This window comes from Thermosipho sp. (in: thermotogales), assembly GCF_020054775.1.
GTDB classification, from domain to species: Bacteria; Thermotogota; Thermotogae; order Thermotogales; family Fervidobacteriaceae; genus Thermosipho; species Thermosipho africanus.
In genome coordinates, this window is sequence record NZ_JAIHAP010000035.1 from 1 (window position 1) to 17,718 (window position 17,718).

21 protein-coding genes and 1 tRNA gene are annotated in these 17,718 nt (G+C 30.2%); 14 read left to right on the forward strand and 8 right to left on the reverse strand.

Annotated elements, in window-relative coordinates:
* Positions 1 to 833: 833 nt before the first annotated feature.
* Entirely contained in the window at positions 834 to 1,118 is a 285-nt protein-coding gene (locus JG780_RS06875) for a hypothetical protein (protein WP_147275530.1), read from the forward strand.
* Between the two features lie 19 nt (positions 1,119 to 1,137).
* Positions 1,138 to 2,337 (forward strand): hypothetical protein, encoded by a 1,200-nt coding sequence (locus tag JG780_RS06880; RefSeq protein WP_004104565.1) that lies wholly within the window; start codon positions 1,138 to 1,140, stop codon positions 2,335 to 2,337.
* Positions 2,338 to 2,858: 521 nt separating this feature from the next.
* On the opposite strand, the gene JG780_RS06885 is transcribed toward JG780_RS06880, so the two are convergent.
* The 8 genes from JG780_RS06885 to JG780_RS06920 all read right to left on the reverse strand — a co-directional run bounded on the left by JG780_RS06885 (position 2,859) and on the right by JG780_RS06920 (position 7,883).
* Positions 2,859 to 2,934, reverse strand: a tRNA-Asn gene (locus tag JG780_RS06885).
* 136 nt (positions 2,935 to 3,070) lie between these two features.
* A complete protein-coding gene (locus JG780_RS06890; protein ID WP_004104572.1) occupies positions 3,071 to 3,520 on the reverse strand; it encodes a hypothetical protein in 450 nt (149 codons plus the stop codon).
* A 13-nt stretch (positions 3,521 to 3,533) separates the two neighbouring features.
* Positions 3,534 to 4,637 carry an NADH:ubiquinone reductase (Na(+)-transporting) subunit F gene (locus tag JG780_RS06895; RefSeq protein ID WP_287569763.1) on the reverse strand — a complete coding sequence of 368 codons (1,104 nt, stop codon included), beginning with the start codon at positions 4,635 to 4,637 and terminating at the stop codon, positions 3,534 to 3,536.
* Positions 4,638 to 4,647: 10 nt separating this feature from the next.
* Positions 4,648 to 5,241: an electron transport complex protein RnfA gene (locus JG780_RS06900; RefSeq protein ID WP_004104576.1), complete on the reverse strand. Its 594-nt coding sequence runs from the start codon at positions 5,239 to 5,241 to the stop codon at positions 4,648 to 4,650.
* Positions 5,238 to 5,837, reverse strand: a complete 600-nt coding sequence (locus JG780_RS06905) for an NADH:ubiquinone reductase (Na(+)-transporting) subunit D (protein WP_287569765.1) — start codon at positions 5,835 to 5,837, stop codon at positions 5,238 to 5,240. The genes JG780_RS06900 and JG780_RS06905 overlap by 4 nt, the downstream gene beginning before the upstream one ends.
* A gap of 1 nt (position 5,838) precedes the next feature.
* A complete protein-coding gene (locus tag JG780_RS06910) occupies positions 5,839 to 6,441 on the reverse strand; it encodes an FMN-binding protein (RefSeq protein WP_287569766.1) in 603 nt (200 codons plus the stop codon).
* Positions 6,438 to 7,328, reverse strand: a complete 891-nt coding sequence (locus tag JG780_RS06915; protein ID WP_287569768.1) for an RnfABCDGE type electron transport complex subunit D — start codon at positions 7,326 to 7,328, stop codon at positions 6,438 to 6,440. Before JG780_RS06915 ends, JG780_RS06910 begins: the two co-directional genes overlap by 4 nt.
* 78 nt (positions 7,329 to 7,406) lie before the next feature.
* Positions 7,407 to 7,883, reverse strand: a complete 477-nt coding sequence (locus JG780_RS06920) for a ferritin family protein (RefSeq protein WP_012579736.1) — start codon at positions 7,881 to 7,883, stop codon at positions 7,407 to 7,409.
* A 247-nt stretch (positions 7,884 to 8,130) separates the two neighbouring features.
* On the opposite strand from JG780_RS06920, the gene JG780_RS06925 reads away from it, so the two are divergent.
* The 12 genes from JG780_RS06925 to JG780_RS06980 all read left to right on the forward strand — a co-directional run bounded on the left by JG780_RS06925 (position 8,131) and on the right by JG780_RS06980 (position 17,705).
* Positions 8,131 to 8,796, forward strand: coding sequence for an EFR1 family ferrodoxin (locus JG780_RS06925; RefSeq protein WP_287569784.1), 666 nt, complete (start codon positions 8,131 to 8,133; stop codon positions 8,794 to 8,796).
* Positions 8,780 to 9,658 carry a bifunctional methionine sulfoxide reductase B/A protein gene (locus JG780_RS06930; RefSeq protein ID WP_114703081.1) on the forward strand — a complete coding sequence of 293 codons (879 nt, stop codon included), beginning with the start codon at positions 8,780 to 8,782 and terminating at the stop codon, positions 9,656 to 9,658. Before JG780_RS06925 ends, JG780_RS06930 begins: the two co-directional genes overlap by 17 nt.
* Before the next feature lie 16 nt (positions 9,659 to 9,674).
* Positions 9,675 to 10,733, forward strand: a complete 1,059-nt coding sequence (locus JG780_RS06935) for a glycosyltransferase family 2 protein (protein WP_287569771.1) — start codon at positions 9,675 to 9,677, stop codon at positions 10,731 to 10,733.
* The gene (locus tag JG780_RS06940) at positions 10,726 to 11,316 is read left to right on the forward strand and encodes a glycerol-3-phosphate acyltransferase (RefSeq protein ID WP_004104590.1); all 591 of its coding nucleotides are present in this window, start codon (positions 10,726 to 10,728) and stop codon (positions 11,314 to 11,316) included. The genes JG780_RS06935 and JG780_RS06940 overlap by 8 nt, the downstream gene beginning before the upstream one ends.
* Complete coding sequence (locus JG780_RS06945; protein ID WP_012579740.1) at positions 11,303 to 11,746, forward strand: nuclear transport factor 2 family protein; 444 nt, start codon at positions 11,303 to 11,305, stop codon at positions 11,744 to 11,746. Before JG780_RS06940 ends, JG780_RS06945 begins: the two co-directional genes overlap by 14 nt.
* A complete protein-coding gene (locus JG780_RS06950; protein WP_004104593.1) occupies positions 11,747 to 12,742 on the forward strand; it encodes an SDR family NAD(P)-dependent oxidoreductase in 996 nt (331 codons plus the stop codon).
* Positions 12,694 to 13,572 carry a phytoene desaturase family protein gene (locus tag JG780_RS06955; RefSeq protein WP_287569775.1) on the forward strand — a complete coding sequence of 293 codons (879 nt, stop codon included), beginning with the start codon at positions 12,694 to 12,696 and terminating at the stop codon, positions 13,570 to 13,572. Before JG780_RS06950 ends, JG780_RS06955 begins: the two co-directional genes overlap by 49 nt.
* A 416-nt stretch (positions 13,573 to 13,988) precedes the next feature.
* Positions 13,989 to 14,249, forward strand: coding sequence for a hypothetical protein (locus JG780_RS06960; RefSeq protein ID WP_287569777.1), 261 nt, complete (start codon positions 13,989 to 13,991; stop codon positions 14,247 to 14,249).
* A 4-nt stretch (positions 14,250 to 14,253) separates the two neighbouring features.
* Positions 14,254 to 15,783, forward strand: coding sequence for a phytoene desaturase family protein (locus JG780_RS06965; RefSeq protein ID WP_287569779.1), 1,530 nt, complete (start codon positions 14,254 to 14,256; stop codon positions 15,781 to 15,783).
* Positions 15,780 to 16,760, forward strand: coding sequence for a Rieske 2Fe-2S domain-containing protein (locus JG780_RS06970; RefSeq protein WP_004104595.1), 981 nt, complete (start codon positions 15,780 to 15,782; stop codon positions 16,758 to 16,760). The genes JG780_RS06965 and JG780_RS06970 overlap by 4 nt, the downstream gene beginning before the upstream one ends.
* A complete protein-coding gene (locus JG780_RS06975; protein WP_287569782.1) occupies positions 16,750 to 17,139 on the forward strand; it encodes a hypothetical protein in 390 nt (129 codons plus the stop codon). The genes JG780_RS06970 and JG780_RS06975 overlap by 11 nt, the downstream gene beginning before the upstream one ends.
* A gap of 44 nt (positions 17,140 to 17,183) precedes the next feature.
* Positions 17,184 to 17,705 carry a tocopherol cyclase family protein gene (locus tag JG780_RS06980; RefSeq protein ID WP_353844454.1) on the forward strand — a complete coding sequence of 174 codons (522 nt, stop codon included), beginning with the start codon at positions 17,184 to 17,186 and terminating at the stop codon, positions 17,703 to 17,705.
* The last annotated feature ends 13 nt before the right edge of the window (positions 17,706 to 17,718 follow it).

Consider the following 17,718-nt stretch of genomic DNA (forward strand, 5'->3'; position numbering starts at 1 on the left):
TGTTCTTTTAGCTAAAGATAACTATTCTTTTACATATACATATACTGGAGGAGAGCAAAAGCTTTTGGGAATGCATGGTTCACTTACATATGAAGAATTGTATGTCCCGCTTATTTTTGTATAAATTTTTTCAAAGCAATATAATTAATAAAATCCCATTCTTGAATAGCCAAGGATGGGATTATTTTTTATATAAAGATTTATTCAAAATTTTATTGATTCTCAATTGCAATTGAAAAATTATAAAATATTAATAATATGTTAAATATTTATTTTTAAATAAAGAAAATAGCAAATAATTGGGTTTGTTTTCTTTATATTTTTTTATTAAAATTAAAAATAGCTTTAAAGAATAATATCGTAAATATGGTATATTAGGAGTCTTTATATCGGAAAATGATATTTGTATGAAATTAAAAATAATTTAGTATTTGGAAAAATATAATATTGTTTTTAATAAACAAAAATTAATAAAAATAGTATAAAAATTATTAAATATTAACATGTTAGTAAAATAAACAGGAATGTTTTTAGTCTATATTAAAAAGATAATGTTTATATGTTTTACACTTTTTAATAATACTAAAATGGTTGAGATAAAAAAATGTACCACGTGTTTTATTGAATGTAAGCTAAACAAATAAAAAATAGGGAAGATCATAGGATTAATAGTGTAAATTGGTAAAAGAGATAAGAATTTAGTAAGATAAAGAATTTTAATTAATTCTAAATTTTCTGAAAGGAGGGTTAGTATAAGATTTACTATAAGATTGTTAATTACTTTTTTGCTGGTTACTTTTGTTTTCCTTTCGTTTGCAGGAGAGATAGTTTCTTTGATTGAAGATCCAGGATGTAGTGTTAACTACTGTTCATGGTTTTATGTTGGTGATTTAAGATGGCAGGCGTTTGGTGAGGCAGAGCACTACAGTTCAAATGGAACACCACTTAGTGTAACATTGGAAGTTGATTTTACATGTAAAAGCCCCTACTTTGGTGTAACATTATGCCGTGGAAAAGCTGTTGTATCAAAAATTGGTACAGTAAGAGCCACATGTTATTGCACTCCTGCAGGAGAGGCTGCTATTTGTCTAGCTTCGTGCAGTTGTAGGGGTAGGTAAAATTTTTGGAGGTGAAAAAATGCTTGTTAATTTTTTTAACACACGTGTTGGATTTATAATGTTATTAATTGTATTTCTGACCATCTCATGTTTTGCACAACAATCTACAATTAGTGGTCAGTTCACAGAAACAAAAGCTGGCATGTTTTACACTTTTACACGTGTGGTTCAGCTTCATGATACTCCATTAACCTCTGTTTATGTACCATTTGATCTTTACGATGCAAGATTTGGTCAGATAACATTAAAAGGCGAAACTTTTGATGTTATAACCGGATTAAAAGATGGAGAAGAAATAATATTGGTAGATGGGAATAGAAATAAAAATTTTTCAGATGATGAAATCTATGCTCAAACATTGTCAGGAATGAACGTTAATACATATATTGTAAAACTTATATTCAGCGATGGAAGTGGTTATTATATTGCCTTGTGGCGTATAGAAGACAAATTATACTATTGTGGTATTACCAGAAGAGAAGGCATACTTTACGTGGGAGAGAAAAGCTATAAAGCAGCGATTGCTGAGACAGATTCAGATGGATGGTACACAAAAGATGCAATATTACTTATGGTAGATTTAAATGAAAATGGTAAATTTGATGGCCCGGAGTTTTTCAGAAAGTACTTAAAGATAGGAGAAGAATATTTTACGATAGAGAGTGTTACTAAAAACGGAGAAGCTATAGTCCTTGAAAAGTCTTCAACCTCTGTGCTTGTTCCATTTATAGGTGAAACATTTCCAGATATCTCTTTCGAAGAGGTAAGTGGAAAAACTATAAATCTAGGAGAAAAAGTGGGAGAGTGGAAAGTAATTTACTTTAATTTCTTAACCGCTTCAAAAGTGTCGAAGATAAATATGTGGCTTGATGCGTTTTCAGAATTTTTGAAAATGGGAGTAAGATCCTACGTACTACTTGTAGCTCCATCCTCTTGTAATTGCACATCATGTGAAGAGTGTTCATTGGATTTAGAATCTTTGGCAAAAAAGTATAAAGATATTACAATTGTTCCAATATCACGTGAGAAACTTGATGAGATAACAATTAGATTGAGATTGTTATATCCTGAAACTTTGATGGTAATATCTCCAGACAATGTGCTTGTTTATAGGACAAGTGCTGGAGTAGTAACAGAAGGAGTTATATGGAAACATACAATTACTATGCCAACAGTTGAACAAATTTCTAATTTGATAGAAGTGTTGGTAAAGAATTAAAATGAATTTGGAGTATTTTTGTTTTATAGTTTAGCTACCTAGCCAAAGTAAAGAGTAAGTTAATTTAGAATAAAAAAGGCTATACCTGCTAAAATTATTTTGTCTTAACATAGCAACCAGGAGATGCATATCCTGAAGAATATTAATCACTCTTAGCAGATAGAGGATACCAGCAATGGGAGTTTGTTTAAAAAATGAAAGGTAAAAATATTTGGAGAGAGAAATAGATAGGTTAATATATAGCAAAAGATTTGAAATAGAATTGTATATAGAAAGGCTGAAGCAGAGGATAAAGGTAAAGAAAATGTATGAAAAGACACTAAAGACACAAATTACATAAATAGCACTAGGGCAGTAGTTAACAATGTTAACACATTTTCTGCTCATTCTAAAATGATTTGATTAATTGACAAATGATTTTTACATTGGCCGGGGCATAAGTAGAAAATTAAAGAACTAGCAAAACAAAAAGGATGGAATAACTACTATTCCGTCCTTTTTGTTCTATAAATTTTATTTATTGGCTCCGGCGGAGGGACTCGAACCCCCAACCTAGTGGTTAACAGCCACCCGCTCTGCCTATTGAGCTACGCCGGAACTTATCAAAACCATTATATATTATACCATATTTCTCTTTTTTTGTCAATAATCCTTTTATTTAAGAGGGGTTAGCTTTTTTCATACAATAGAAAATATATCATATAATATGAAAAAGTCAATATTTGTATTTTGCTTAATCGAATAAAACTTTTTTAATTTTTTCGGGCTCCAGTCTAAATTTTGATCCTTTTCCCTGTAAAAAGTGATGCTTTTCAAGAAGGTGTATTGATAAATCACTATACATTATAGTTTCATTATTTTTGAGATTTTTAACGACTGCTACTTTTTTTCTAAAGATACCGTCTTCAAAGGGGCATGCAAGGAATCCTCTTGCTTCATATACAAAAATTTCGAAGTTTTCGTAAGTTATTGGTTCTCCCAGTCCTTTTTCTCCAACTTCAAGTAGTTTTTTCAATTTTTGTGCTACTTTATCAAAGTCGAGTTTTAAAGCAGCCATTTCTTGTTCATCCTGTAAAATTATATCAACCAGATTTCTATCATCTTCGCCCAAAAATCCTTCCGCTGTTATTACTCCAGGTTTCATATTTTCTTGAGCTTTAATCATTTCGGGAGACATTTTCATGATTTTCACCTTCCTATGCGAATTTATCGTAATACACATCTTTTATTCCATGTTCATTAAGTAATTTTTCACAGGCATTTATCATTCCAGGGCTACCACATAGATATCCCTCTTTTTTAGTGTTTTTGTCGACGACATTTTCTAAGTATTTAACCATTACATCAGTTATAAGGCCGACTTCACCGTTCCATTTTTCTGGTTCTATTGGTTCAGAAAGAGCAGGAATAAAATGGAAGTTGCTCCACTTTTTTTCTAAATCTTTAAAAAGTTCAACATAGAAAAGGTCTTTTTCAGTTCTTGCGCCAAAAAAGTACCATACGTTTCTATTTGTAATACCTCGTTCATACATATCAAGAACAATAGACTTAATAGGTGCCATACCAGAACCTCCTGCAACACAGATCATATCAGCATCCGTATCTCTCATGTAAAATTCACCGAATGGACCTATAACTTCAAGGTTGTCTCCTTCTTTTAGATAATTGTGTACGTAAGTTGTTGCTATACCACCTGGAACTAATCTAATTAGCAAATCTATTTCATCTTTTTTACTTGGAGTAGATGCAATTGAATATGCTCTTTGTGTAGGTTGCTTTATTTTATCATATGGCGGTACAACGATTTGAACGTATTGTCCTGCTTTAAAGTTTATCTCTTCTGGAAGTTTTATTCTTACTTCTTTTATATCATGTGTCACATCTTTGATTGAGACAACTTTACCTGTAAGCTTTTTAACATTAAAAAGTTCTTCTGGAAGCTGTATTTTTATGTCTTTTTTAACCTTTATCTGACAAGAAAGTCTTATATTTTCTTTTATTTCTTCTTCTGACATATAAGGAAGTTCTGTTGGAAGGTATTCTCCAACATCATTTAATACTTTAACTTTACATGCCCCACAACTTCCTCTGCCTCCACAGGCAGATGGAACAAAGATATTTTCAGAAGCAAGTGTAAAAAGTAAAGGTGAACCACCCTTTACTTTTAATTTTTTCTTTCCATTATTTATATCAATTTCTACTTCTCCATAGTTGTTTACTATTGAATCGACTATAACGATTAGAGCAGATAAAACAGATGAAACAATTCCAACGATTAATGGTGCAAGCCAAATATTCATACGATCACCCCTATTGAACATTTATCATTCCAGCAAAACCCATAAAGGCCATTGCCATTATTCCTATTGTAATGAGTGTAATTCCAACGCCTTTAAGAGGTGCAGGAACAGGTGCTTTATCAACTTTAATTCTGATAGCAGCTAGTAAAACTATTGCAAGCCACCATCCAAGACCTGAACCAAGGCCAAAAAAGATTGATTGTAAAAATGTATAGTTTCTAAGCTGCATAAATAGTGCAACACCTAAAATAGCACAGTTAACAGTTATTAATGGCAAAAAGATACCAAGGCTAATATACAAATTTGGTGCAGTTCGATCTATTACCATTTCAAGGATTTGAACAACAGCAGCGATAACAATAATATATATGATGTATCTTAGGTATTCTATTTGAAATGGTACTATGATGTATTTTTCAACTAACCAGTTAATAGCAGTTGTTATTGTCATAACCATCGTAACTGCCATACCAAGACCGTTAGATGACTTTAGACTTTTTGAGATAGATATAAACGAGCACATTCCAAGAAAGTTGGAAAGTAATATATTACTAGTAAAGATTGAAGCAAAAAATAGAACCAGAGGATTTATATTAGGATTCATTTGGCTCCCTCCTTTTTAAACCCTTTTACTATCCATATAAATAGTGCGAGCATGAAGAAAGCACTTGGCGGCATAATCATAATTGTCCAGGTTACAAAGTTTTCTGGCATGACTTTATAGCCAAAAATGGTTCCAAAACCAAGAAGTTCTCTAAAGAATGCAATTGCCACCAGTACTATCATATAACCAAAACCGCTTGTAATACCATCCCAAAATGAGATAAGTGGAGGATTTGATTGAGCAAATGCTTCGGCACGTCCCATGATGATACAGTTTGTTATTATAAGCCCGACATATGGTCCGAGTGCTTTACTTACATCTGGAAGGTATGCCTTTAAGATTATATCCACTATGATAACATAGAAAGATATTATTAATACCTGTGTAATCATTCTCACCTTAGATGGGATAAGATTTTTTAAAAGAGATACAGTAAGGTTTGAAAAACCTGTGACAAGCATTACGCCTATTGTCATGATAAATGTATTTTTTAAATTGTTAGTAACTGCAAGAGTCGAACAAATTCCAAGCACCAGTACAAAGACAGGATTTTCATACCAAGTATTTTTCAAAAATACTTCTTTAAATTTTCCCATACTACTCACTCCTTAGAGCGTTTCTAATTTTTTCGAGTGAATCGTTGATGATGTTTATAAAAAATCTCGAGGTAAGTGTAGCTCCGGTTATAGCATCTACAGAAGAATTTTCTTTGTTAAAATCAGTGGAAGCTCCAGAGACTTTGATTTTGATTTTATCTTTCACAAGTTCTCCTTTAAATTGTTGTTTAAACCAATCTTCTTCAATTCTTCCTCCAAGACCAGGTGTTTCATTTTGTGAAATTATGTCTATTCCGATAATTCTATCTACGTTTTCATTAACTGAAATGACGCCAGTTATTGTTCCCCAAAGGCCGCTCCCAGAAAAAATATATGAATATATTTTTTCTCCATTTATAGTGGTTGTATAAAATTTCAATCCTCCTATTTCTATTTGATCAATCTTAGAATTAAAAATTTTAATTGCATCCTTTTCGTCTTTGTATTCAATTCCCATTGAGTTTAATATTGCACGTATTTTTGAAAAGTTTTGATTTTCAAGTACTTTGTCATAAGTCATTGAGTTTATGATTGAAAGGATCAAGACGAACAAAAACGAAATAACAAAAGTAAATATTATAGTGTATATCTTATTTTCTTTCATTTTTTCACCTTCTTTGTTACGTGATCCAAAAATGGTGCAAAGGTATTGCCTAAAAGTACTGCAAAGCTTGTTCCTTCTGCAAAGAGTGAAAATGTTCTGATAATCACAATTGAAACTCCAATAATTATTCCATATATAACTTGTGCCTTTGAATTTTTTGGGGCAGTGATTGGATCTGTTGCAATGAATACTGATACAAACAATAAGCTTCCAGATAGAAGTGCAAAAATAGTAGGTGGTGCAGAAGGAATAAATATGTCAAAAAGGGCGGTTAAAATAAATGCACTTGAAATTGTAGAAATTATTATTTTCCAGCTGGCAGTTTTTGTAAAAATTAAATAAATTGCGCCAATAATTATTAAAAATATTGCACTTTCACCAATAGATCCTGCTCTAAACCCTAAAAATAGATCTTTTAAACTTAATGTTTGTGATTCTTTTAAAAGTGCAAGTGGAGTTGCGGATGTTGTTACATCAAGACCAAACGAGCCAAATTTTGGGATCATCCAACCATTTGTCATATATGATGGAAAGGCAATATAGACAAATAATCTTGCTGTGATTGCAGGATTAAAGATGTTTCTTCCAAATCCACCGTATGCCTCTTTTGCAAATACTATACCAAATATGATACCTATTGTTGCAATCCACCATGGTGTAAGTGGTGGCAGAGAAAGGGTATATAGCATACAGGTTACTAAGACTGCTTCTGAAACTTTTTTTCCTTTCTTTTTTTCAAAGATATATTCAGAAAGAATTCCAAAGGTAAAAACAAATAAACTTAGCCAAATAAGTCTAACGCCATAGAAAAAAAGCGAGTAAATATATATTGGAATTAAAGCATATAAAACTTTTCGCATCATTGGCTGTTTTTGAAATAAAGCCATTTTCTATCACTCCTTGTACGTTTTTTCAAGAAGAAAAGTCCAGGTTTTAACCTGGACTTTTAAAAGAATTTATAAGTCTTATATTTTGCTGCCCTCACTGTAAATATCAAATTCATCGTCTTCTCTTAATCTAAGAGTGAGTTTTTTCATGTGCTTTTTTTCTTCTTCAATAACTTTTTCAATTGCGCTATTGTCAGGAACAAGCATTTTAATATCGTTGTAGAATATTATAGAGTCTTTTTCAACCTCAATTGCAAGTTTAATCGCTTCTTTTACACTTGTTGGAATTTTTTCAATTGTAAGTTTTGGGAAAATTACATCTTCAGCAAATGCCTTTAAATAGCCAACTTCTTCTTCATTGAGGTTTAAGTTTTTTTCATCTTTAAAGCCTGATAGGATTTCTTCAAATATCCTTGCATGTTCTCTTTCTTCATTTGCAAGTTCAAGGAATAAATCCTTTAGAGCCCCACTTGATACATTTGAAAGTTTTTCATAATATGAATAGCCTGCACCTTCAATTTTTAATGCAACACCTAAAAGTTCATTGATTGTCATAATATCCCCTCCTTGAGTCTACTCTACAGTATATATTATACAACTTTTTTTCAAAAATAAAAATGCTGTTAAATATGTTATAATTATCTTAGGGGTAGATTAAATGGTTAAAATAGCTTATTTTTCGGGAACAGGAAATACGGAATTTGTTGCAAAAAAGTTGGCAGAAAAATTAAAAAGTAACAATAAAATTGTGTAATTAGAAGAAATTGTATTAAAGAATTTAAAAGTTATTTCTTTAAAAAATATAAATTTATTAATTTTACTCTCTCCTGTTCACTCATTTGACCTTCCTTGGCCTGTATATAGTTGGGTTAAAAAAATTAATGATTGTTTAGGGCTTAATACCGCTATAGTCTTAGTTTCTGCAGGTGGCTTTATTCCTGAAAATAGTGCTGCTCATTTAAAATTGAAACATCTTCTATTAAAAAAAGGTTGTAATATTTTATATGAAGATATGGTAACGATGCCGTTAAATTGTTTTTCAGGAATGAAAGAGCAAGAGATAAAAGAAATTTTGCGAAATTTACCTAATAAAATTGATGATATTGTTGATAATTTACTAAAAGAAAAAAGAAAAGTTTTAAAACCTACACTTAAGGGACTAATTTTATCTAAATTTTCAATATTTGAAAAAATTTTTTCAAAGCTTTTTGCAAAAGGTTATAAAGTTAATGATAATTGCAATCTATGTGGTTTTTGTATTAAAAATTGCCCGACAAATAATATTTCAATAAAAAACGGTAAGGTACATTTTGATTTTAATTGTGCACTTTGTTTGAGGTGCATATATGGTTGCCCTCAAGGAGCAATCATTCAAAGAATGTTTCCATTTATGATTATTAAAGATGGATACAAACTTGAAAATTATTTAAATAAGTTTGGAGGAGATTTAAATGGCAAAGAAGATTAATAAAAATCTTAGCGAATTTGAAAAATTTGTTTTGTTTGAAAAAGGTACGGAAAGACCTTTTAGTGGAAAATTTGAAGATCATTTTGAAAAGGGAATATACGTTTGTAAAAATTGTGGAATTCCCCTTTACAATTCATCTTCAAAATTTAATTCAGGGTGTGGGTGGCCTGCATTTGACGATGAAATACCGGGTGCGATAAAAAAGCAAGTGGATAGAGATGGAATTAGAGAAGAGATAGTGTGTTCATATTGTGGAGCACATTTAGGCCACGTTTTTTATGGAGAAGGTTTTACTGAGAAAAATGTAAGACATTGTGTTAATTCAGTATCACTTGATTTTGTACCGGAAGGAGAAAAGCCGTTAATAGATAGAATATTTTTTGCAGGTGGATGTTTTTGGGGAGTAGAATATTTATTTAGGAAACTTGAGGGAGTTGTTGATACAAGGGTAGGTTACATGGGTGGAAGAAGAAAAAATCCTACATACGAACAAGTTTGTACAGGTGTAACAGGTCATCTTGAAACGGTAGAAGTAATTTTTGACCCAAAAAAGTTAGATGAAGAAACTTTGATAAAGTATTTTTTTGAAATCCATGATTTTACACAAGAAAATGGTCAAGGTCCAGATATTGGGGAGCAGTATAAAAGTGCTATTTTTTATACAAATGATCTTCAAAAAAAGATTTCTGAAAAATTGATAAAAGCATTAACGAAAAAGTATGATGTTGTAACACAACTTAAAAAGGCAAGTGATTTTTGGGTAGCAGAAGATTATCATCAGCAATATTACGAAAAGACAGGAAAAACTCCTTATTGTCACGTAAGATTTAAGTTATTAAAAACATGGGATGGAATAATTTGAACTTGGAGGTAAAATGATGCTTTTTTACGTAGCCTTTTTGATTATCTCTTTATATTTTCTTTTAAATAAAAATAATGCATTGCTTAAAAGTAATAAAAAGCTTGGTTCTAATTACAAAATCTCTGTAATCATTCCTGCTAGAAATGAAGAAAAAAATATTGAAAAGATTTTAAATAGCGTTAGAAATCAGACATTAAAGGTACATGAAATTATAGTTGTAGATGATGCATCAGAAGATAATACAGCAAAGGTTGTAGAAAAATTCCAAGAGGTTAAATTGATACAACTTGAAGATTCTCCAAAGCAAGGTTGGAATGGAAAATCATGGGCTATATGGAATGGATATATTAATTCATCAGGTGAATTGCTTTTATTTGTTGACGCTGATGTTGAACTTGAAAGAGAAGCTATTGAAACTTTAGTTGAAAAGTTTATCAAATACAAAGGACTTATTTCTGTATGGCCTTATCAAAGATTTGAGAAATTCCATGAACACTTTACTTTAGTTTTCAATCTTGTGATTATTTATTTGAGTAATCTTATTGGTACTTTTTCAAGAAAACCAAAAGGAGCATTTGGACCAGTAATTTTAACAAGTAGAAAAGATTATGAATTTGTTGGAGGACATAAGGCAATAAGAGATAGTGTTTTAGATGATATAAAGCTTGGAAAACTTTATTCAAAGAGTAATATAAATGTGAAAAATTTTCTTGGAGGAAGATACATAAAATTTAGAATGTATCCACAAAATCTTAGGCAACTTTATGAAGGATTTAGTAAAAATATGGCGTCTGGTTCAATTAGTGGAGGTTTTTTTAATTTAATAATAGCGATTTTGTGGACCTTTGGAATTTTTAGTGCGCTATTTACATTTGATAGATATTTTGTCTACAGGTATTTCTCTGTTGTTGTTTTTTTGTATTTGCTTTCAAAGAACTTAGGTGATTATAAATGGTATGATTACATCTTTTTTCCTATACATCTTTTGTTTTTTACTGTTACTTTTTTTAACTCTCTATATAGAAAGCTTTTTTTACATAGTGTTGTTTGGAAAGGAAGAAAGATAAATGTTTGAATTTTTTATTGTCATTTTACAATTTTTATCAGGTTCAATGATGTATTCTTATCTTTTGGGGAAAATTTGTGGTGTTGACATTAGAGTTTTAGGTGACGGAAATCCAGGCGTTTCAAATTTATGGAAAATGAAAGGATGGAAATTTGGACTCATTGGACTTTTTTTAGATTTTTCAAAAGGTTTTTTCCCTGTTATTTTATTTAAAGATCATTTAAATTACTGGGTTTATATTATTGCTTTATCTTTTTCTGTTTTAGGGCATGCATTTAGTCCATTTTTAAACTTTAAAGGTGGTAAAGCAATAACTACTAGTTTTGGTGTTTGGACTGCTGCAACTATTTGGAAAGCACCAATTATAATGGGGAGCGTATTAGTTATTTTAAAGACCATTTTTAAAAATAAAAAGTCTTCTGATTTTGACTTTTTGATTTTTTTGTTTGGATTTTTATCTTTAATTCCTTATATTATGTATGAAAAGAGTTTGTATTTATATTATTTGTATTTTTTTAATTTTTTTGTTGTTATTTTAAAGCATAGAAAGGAGATAAAAAATATTTGGAGGGATTTACTTGGAAGAATATAGAATAAGAGATTTAGAACATCTAAAGCAATTATGGGAAAAAACTTACAATACTGATGGGAAACCTGATTGGTCACATCTTTTACCTTATTATGATGACAATATTCATTTTAGAGATTCAATTCAGGAAATATATGGATTGAAAGATTTTAGTGAGATGGTAAAGAGGTTAACAAAGCGTTCCAAAAAACTTGAAATGAAAATAGTAAATGCTGTTCAAAATGGCAATATTATGTTTCTAGAATGGGAAATGACTATACTTTTTAAAAAAACAAAAACATCGGTAGTCTACGGTGCAAGTAGGGTAAAGTTAAACGATACAGGAAAGATAATTGATCAAAGAGATTATTATGATCTTTGGGGAGATATATTTGATAATATACCATTTCTTGGAAAATTATATCGAAAATTTATGAGGAAGGTGTTTGGATAGATGAATAAAATAAGGCAGTATTGGAAAGAGTACAAGTGGTCCAATGTTTTTCAAATGATTAGGAATATGAAACAAGAGGTTAAAAAATGCGAAAAAAGAGCCGATGGTAAATTTGTAGTAATTACAGGTGCAACTTCTGGAATAGGTTATCATGCTGCTATGAAATTTGCTTCAATGGGGGCAAATTTGTTAACAATTAATAGAAACAAAGAAAAATCAGAAAGATTAAAAGAAGAAATTTTAAATAAGTATCCTGTAGAATTTGATTATTATATATCAGATTTGAGCATTTTGGAGGATATTTACAGAGTTGGAGAATTTTTAAACAAATTGGATAAGGATATTGATATTTTGATACACAATGCTGGTGTTTACAATACAAAGAAAAGGATAACAAAAGATGGTTTTGAAGAAACTTTTGTGGTCCATTTTATTGCACCGTTTATAATAAATAACATGCTTTTGGAAAAATTTAATAGGCAAGGAAAAGGAAGAATAATTTTTGTAAGTTCAGAGGGTTATAGATTTGCTGTTTGGGGTCCGAACCTTGATGATTTGATGTTTAAAAGGACAAAATATTCTGGTTTGAAGGCATATGGTTCTGCAAAAATATGTCAGATTTTAACCATGCATATTTATGCAAAGTTGTTGAAAGGCCCTACCATAATAGCGATGCATCCAGGTATGGTGAGGAGTAACACTGGGCGTGACAACGGAAAGTTATATAAAATTTTTAAGAAAACTTTAGATAAGCTTTCCGATTCGCCTGAAATTTCAGCTGAGGCTTTATATTATCTTGGAGTTTCTGAAGAGCTTGAGAATGTTACTGATAAATTTTATCATCTTACAGTTGAGGAGGAATTAACTCCTCCCGCAAGGGATATGGAAGTTGCTGTAGAATTATGGAAAAAAACTTTGGAATTAGTAAAATTTTGCGAGGTGGTAACATGCAAGAACGAGAAGTTATTGTTGTTGGAGGAGGAATTTCAGGTTTAACTTCTGCAGTGTATCTTGCAAAAGCTGGAAAAGACGTCTTACTTATAGAGAAAAATGAGAAATGTGGAGGTTTATTTAACTCTTTTGAAAGAGAAGGTTTTAGATTTGATGGTGGAGCAAAAGCAGTTGTTAATTCTGGGCTTATAAAACCTATGATAGAGGAGCTAGGTATTGATTTAAAATTTTTAAAAAATCCTATAACTTTGAGAGTTGAAGACAGACAAGTGATTGTTAATGATGAAGAGAGCATTAACGAATATTCAAATATATTAAAAGAACTTTATCCTCAAAGTTCGATTTACGTGGACAATATAATAAATGAAATAAAAAAGATTATATCTTACATGAAAATTTTATATGGTGTTGATAATCCACTTTTTAAGAAAGAAAATGTATTTTTGAAAATTCCTGGATTTTTGATATATATCTTTAAATTTTTAAATACAATTTTTAAGATAAATGCCCTTCAAATGCCGTATGAAGATTTATTAAATAAATTATCAAAAGATCAATCATTAAATGATATAATTGGACAACACTTTTTTAAAAACACACCTGCATTTTTTGCATTAAGTTATTTTGCGCTTTTTAACGATTATTTATATCCTGAAGGAGGAATGGGGAATTTAAGTTGTAAAATAGCTCAGAAAATTTTAGAGCTTAATGGAGAAATTAAATACAATACAAAGATTGTAAAGATTATACCTGATATGAATCTAATTGTTGATGAAGAAGGTAATGTGTACAAATACAAGTATTTGGTATGGGCAGGAGATTTGAAGTATTTTTATAAAAACATAGAGGCAACGATAATAAAATCAGAAAGTTAAAAGAAAAAATTCTAAATTCAAAAGGAGCAGAGTCAGTATATAATGTATATCTGGCCGTTGACAAATCTCCTTTAGAATTTTCAAAAATTGCCTCGGGCCATATTTTTTATACTCCTGAAAGAAAAGGGCTTGGAATTTTAAGAAATACGTCTGAAATATTAAATAATTGGGATAATCTTAGCAAAGAAGAGAAAATTAATTGGATTGAAAAATATTGTAGATATAATACCTTTGAAATTTCAATACCATCTCTCAGAGACAAAACAGCATCGCCTGAAAGTAAAACGGGTATAAATGTAAGCTTCCTTTTTGATTATGAGATTACTAAGAAAATATCTGAGGAAGGTTGGTATGAAGAGTTTAAAGAAAAAGTTGAGGATATCGTTTTAGAAATTTTAGAAAAACTTTATGGAGATTTGAGAAATAATCTCATATTTAAATTTTCAGCAACTCCTTTAACTTTTGAAAAATATGCACTTACTTCTGAAGGATCAATTGTAGGTTGGTCTTTTGAAAATGAAATTCCCGTGGAAAATAAGATTATAAATCTTTCAAGATCGGTAAAAACACCTTTTAAAAATATTTTTACAGTAGGAAAGTGGGTAATTAGTCCTGCCGGTGGTCCTACTGCTATAATGACTGGAAGAATTGTTGCAAAAATAATAAGTAAAAGGTGATAAAATGAAAAAAGTTGTAATTGTGGGTGGAGGTATCTCGGGTTTAACTGCGGGGTGTTTTTCACAAGGAGATATTACAATTATAGAAAAAAATGAAAAATGTGGTGGCCTCGTTAATTCTTTTGTAAAAGATGGATTTAGATTTGAGGGAGGAGTTAGAGCACTTTTAAACTCAGGTATAATTTTTCCAATGCTAGAAAAATTAAACTTGGCATTAGATGTTTTGCCTAACTATGTTTCTGTAGGTGTTGAAGATAAAATTATTGATGTTAAGTCTAAAGAAAATATAAAAGACTATGAAATAATGTTAAAATCACTTTATCCAGAAAATACAAATGAGATTTCTAATTTTATAAAAGTTGTTAAAAAAATGGTGGATTATATTGAAATACTTTATAGTGTAAAAAATCCTCTTTTTGCAGACAAAAGTGAATACTTCAAATATCTCCCTTGGATTTTAAAAGCGTTAAAAGTTTTTATGGCAATGAAAAGTATGAGCATTCCTGTAGAAAAATATCTGAAAAAATTTTTCGAAAATAATTCTTTGATAGATATCATAAGCCAGCATTTTTTCAAAAATATTCCAGCTTTTTATGCATTGAGTTATTTTTACATATATACGGATTATTTTTATTTAAAAGGTGGTCTTGGGACTTTTCCAAAAAAACTAGAAGAATATTTTTTGAAGGAAAAGGGAGAGATACTTTACAATACAAAGGTTGTTTCGGTTGATGTAGAAAAAAAGGTTGTTTTAGATCAAAACGGGAAAAAATATCCATACGATATATTAATTTGGGCGGCTGATTTAAAAGAGTTATATAAGATGGTTAATTTGACAAGCAGAAAGTTTTTGAAAGAAAAAGAAAAAATTTTAAATGGAAAACCGGCAGAATCTGTTTATACGCTTTATTTAGCAGTTGATGTTCCACCTGAAGAATTTAAAAGAATTTCTCATGGTCATTTTTTCTATGCACCTTGCAAAAAAGGTTTAGGAGATATTCATAGAAAAGAGATAAAAAATTTAATATCATATGGTACAAAAAAGGATATATTAAATTGGATAAAAAGATTTGTAAAGTATAATACATTTGAAATATCAATTCCAGTTTTGAAGGATGAAACTGCTGCCCCAAAAGGTAAGACTGGAGTTATTGTAAGTGTGCTTCTTGATTATGAAATAGTAAAAAAAGTTTATGATGAAGGTTGGTATGAAGAATTCAAAGAGAAAATGGATGAAGCTTTTATAGATGTCCTTTCAGATTCAATATATCCGTTTTTAAAAAACAATATACTCTTTAAATTTTCATCTAGTCCAATTTCAATACAAAATTATGCTAATACAAGTGATGGTTCTATTATAGGTTGGGGGTTTGAAGAAAAAGCGCCTATAAAGAATAATTTTCAAAAAGCTGCCTTAACATCTATTCCACATGTTTACAAAGCGGGAAAATGGGCCTATACTCCATCTGGAGTTCCAATGGCTATTTTAACTGGAAAGATAGCCAGCAAGTATACTTGGGGGTATATTAGATGATTAAAAATCAATGGTATATAGTTATGTCTTCAAAAGAATTAAAAAAAGGAAAATTAGTTGGAGTTACAAGATTTGGCGAAAAATTGGTGTTTTGGAGAAGTAAAGATGGTAGAGTAAACTGTATTTCAGATATTTGTTGTCACAGGGGAGCTTCTTTATCCCATGGGAGATTATTAGAGAATGATAGAATAATGTGTCCTTTCCATGGATTTGAATATGATACAGATGGTAAAGTAAAAGTGATTCCAGCCTTTGGAAGAAATGTTGAAGTTCCTGAAAGGTACAAAGTGAAAAAATATTACACCTATGAAATAGCTGATTTTATTTGGGTTTGGTATGGTGATGGAGAACCAACTCATATTCCAAAATATTTTGATGATATATCTGAAGAATTTTCATATAGTGAATTTACACAAGTTTGGAATGTTAATTATACCCGTGCGATTGAAAATCAACTAGATGTTGTTCATGTTCCTATAGTTCATTACAATACTATTGGAAAAGGCAATAGAACAGTTGTTGATGGCCCAATAGTGAAATGGCAAAATGAAACAATGTTTTACTTTTACGTTCACAACCGGGTAGATGATGGAACACCTGCAAAGAAACCTGATGAGATTGATATAAATGATATTAGTAAAGTTTATTTAGAATTTAAATTTCCAAACTTTTGGCAAAATCATATTCTTGATAAATTGAGAGTTACTGCTGCTTTTGTTCCAATTGATGAAGAGCACACAAAAATTTACTTGAGATTTTATGTTGCTTTTACAAAAATAAGGTTTATTAACAAAATTATAAGCTCCATTGGTAATATTTTCAATAGAATAGTATTGAATCAAGATAGAAGAGTTGTAGAAACTCAAATTCCTAAAAAGACGGAGTTAAAAATGAATGAAAAGCTTATTTTAGGAGATTTGCCTATAATTGAGTATAGAAAGAAAAGGGAAGAATTAAAACTGGGAAATGGGGATTGATAATATTTTAATTTATCATCCAGAAAGTTACCATGGAGAAGGTAAAAAAAATTTTTTTGAAGGTTGGTATTTTAAAAACACAAGCTCAAATGGCTCATATGTCTTTGCTATTATACCTGGAATATCAATTGGAAGTGATTCCCATTCTTTTATCCAGGTAATTGACAATAGAGGTTATTCAAAATATTTCAGATTTGAATTTAGTGATTTTAAATTTTCGAATAAACCGTTTTGGGTTAAGATAAAGGACAATTATTTTTCACTTGAGAAAATAAAGATCAATCTTGAAAACTTTGAAGGGCAATTAATATTTAAAGGTTTAAAACCATGGCCTGTAAGTATATTTAGCCCAGGAGTGATGGGGCCTTTTGGATTTTAAATTTTCTTGAGTGCTATCACGGAATTCTTAGTTTTAATCATAAGGTGAGAGGGTATTTAAAAGTAAATGGAAAAGAGATAGATTTTAATAATGGAAAAGGTTATATTGAAAAAGATTGGGGAATTTCTTTTCCAAAATCATGGATTTGGAGTGCATCAAATGATTTTGAGAAAGATGAATCAATAAGTATATCAATAGCAACCGTACCTTTTTTTAGAAATTATTTTGTGGGATTTATTATTGGATTGTATGTTAGAGGTAAATTGTATAAGTTTACTACTTACAATGGTTCAAAAATTAAAAATTTAGAAATATTTGAAGATAGAATTTTCTTAACTGTACAAAAGAGAAAATATAAGATGAATGTTGAAATTATTAAATCAGAAGGAAATATTTTAATAGCTCCAAGACAAGGAGAAATGGTTGAAAGAATAAGTGAAAGTTTGAACGCAAAAGTTAAAGTAAAACTTTACAAAGGCAATGAGCTTTTATTTGCCGGAATTGGAAAAAACGCAGGTTTGGAGGTAGTTGGGAATATAATTGATGATATGAAAATTAGGTTATAAGGTTATAAAAAAT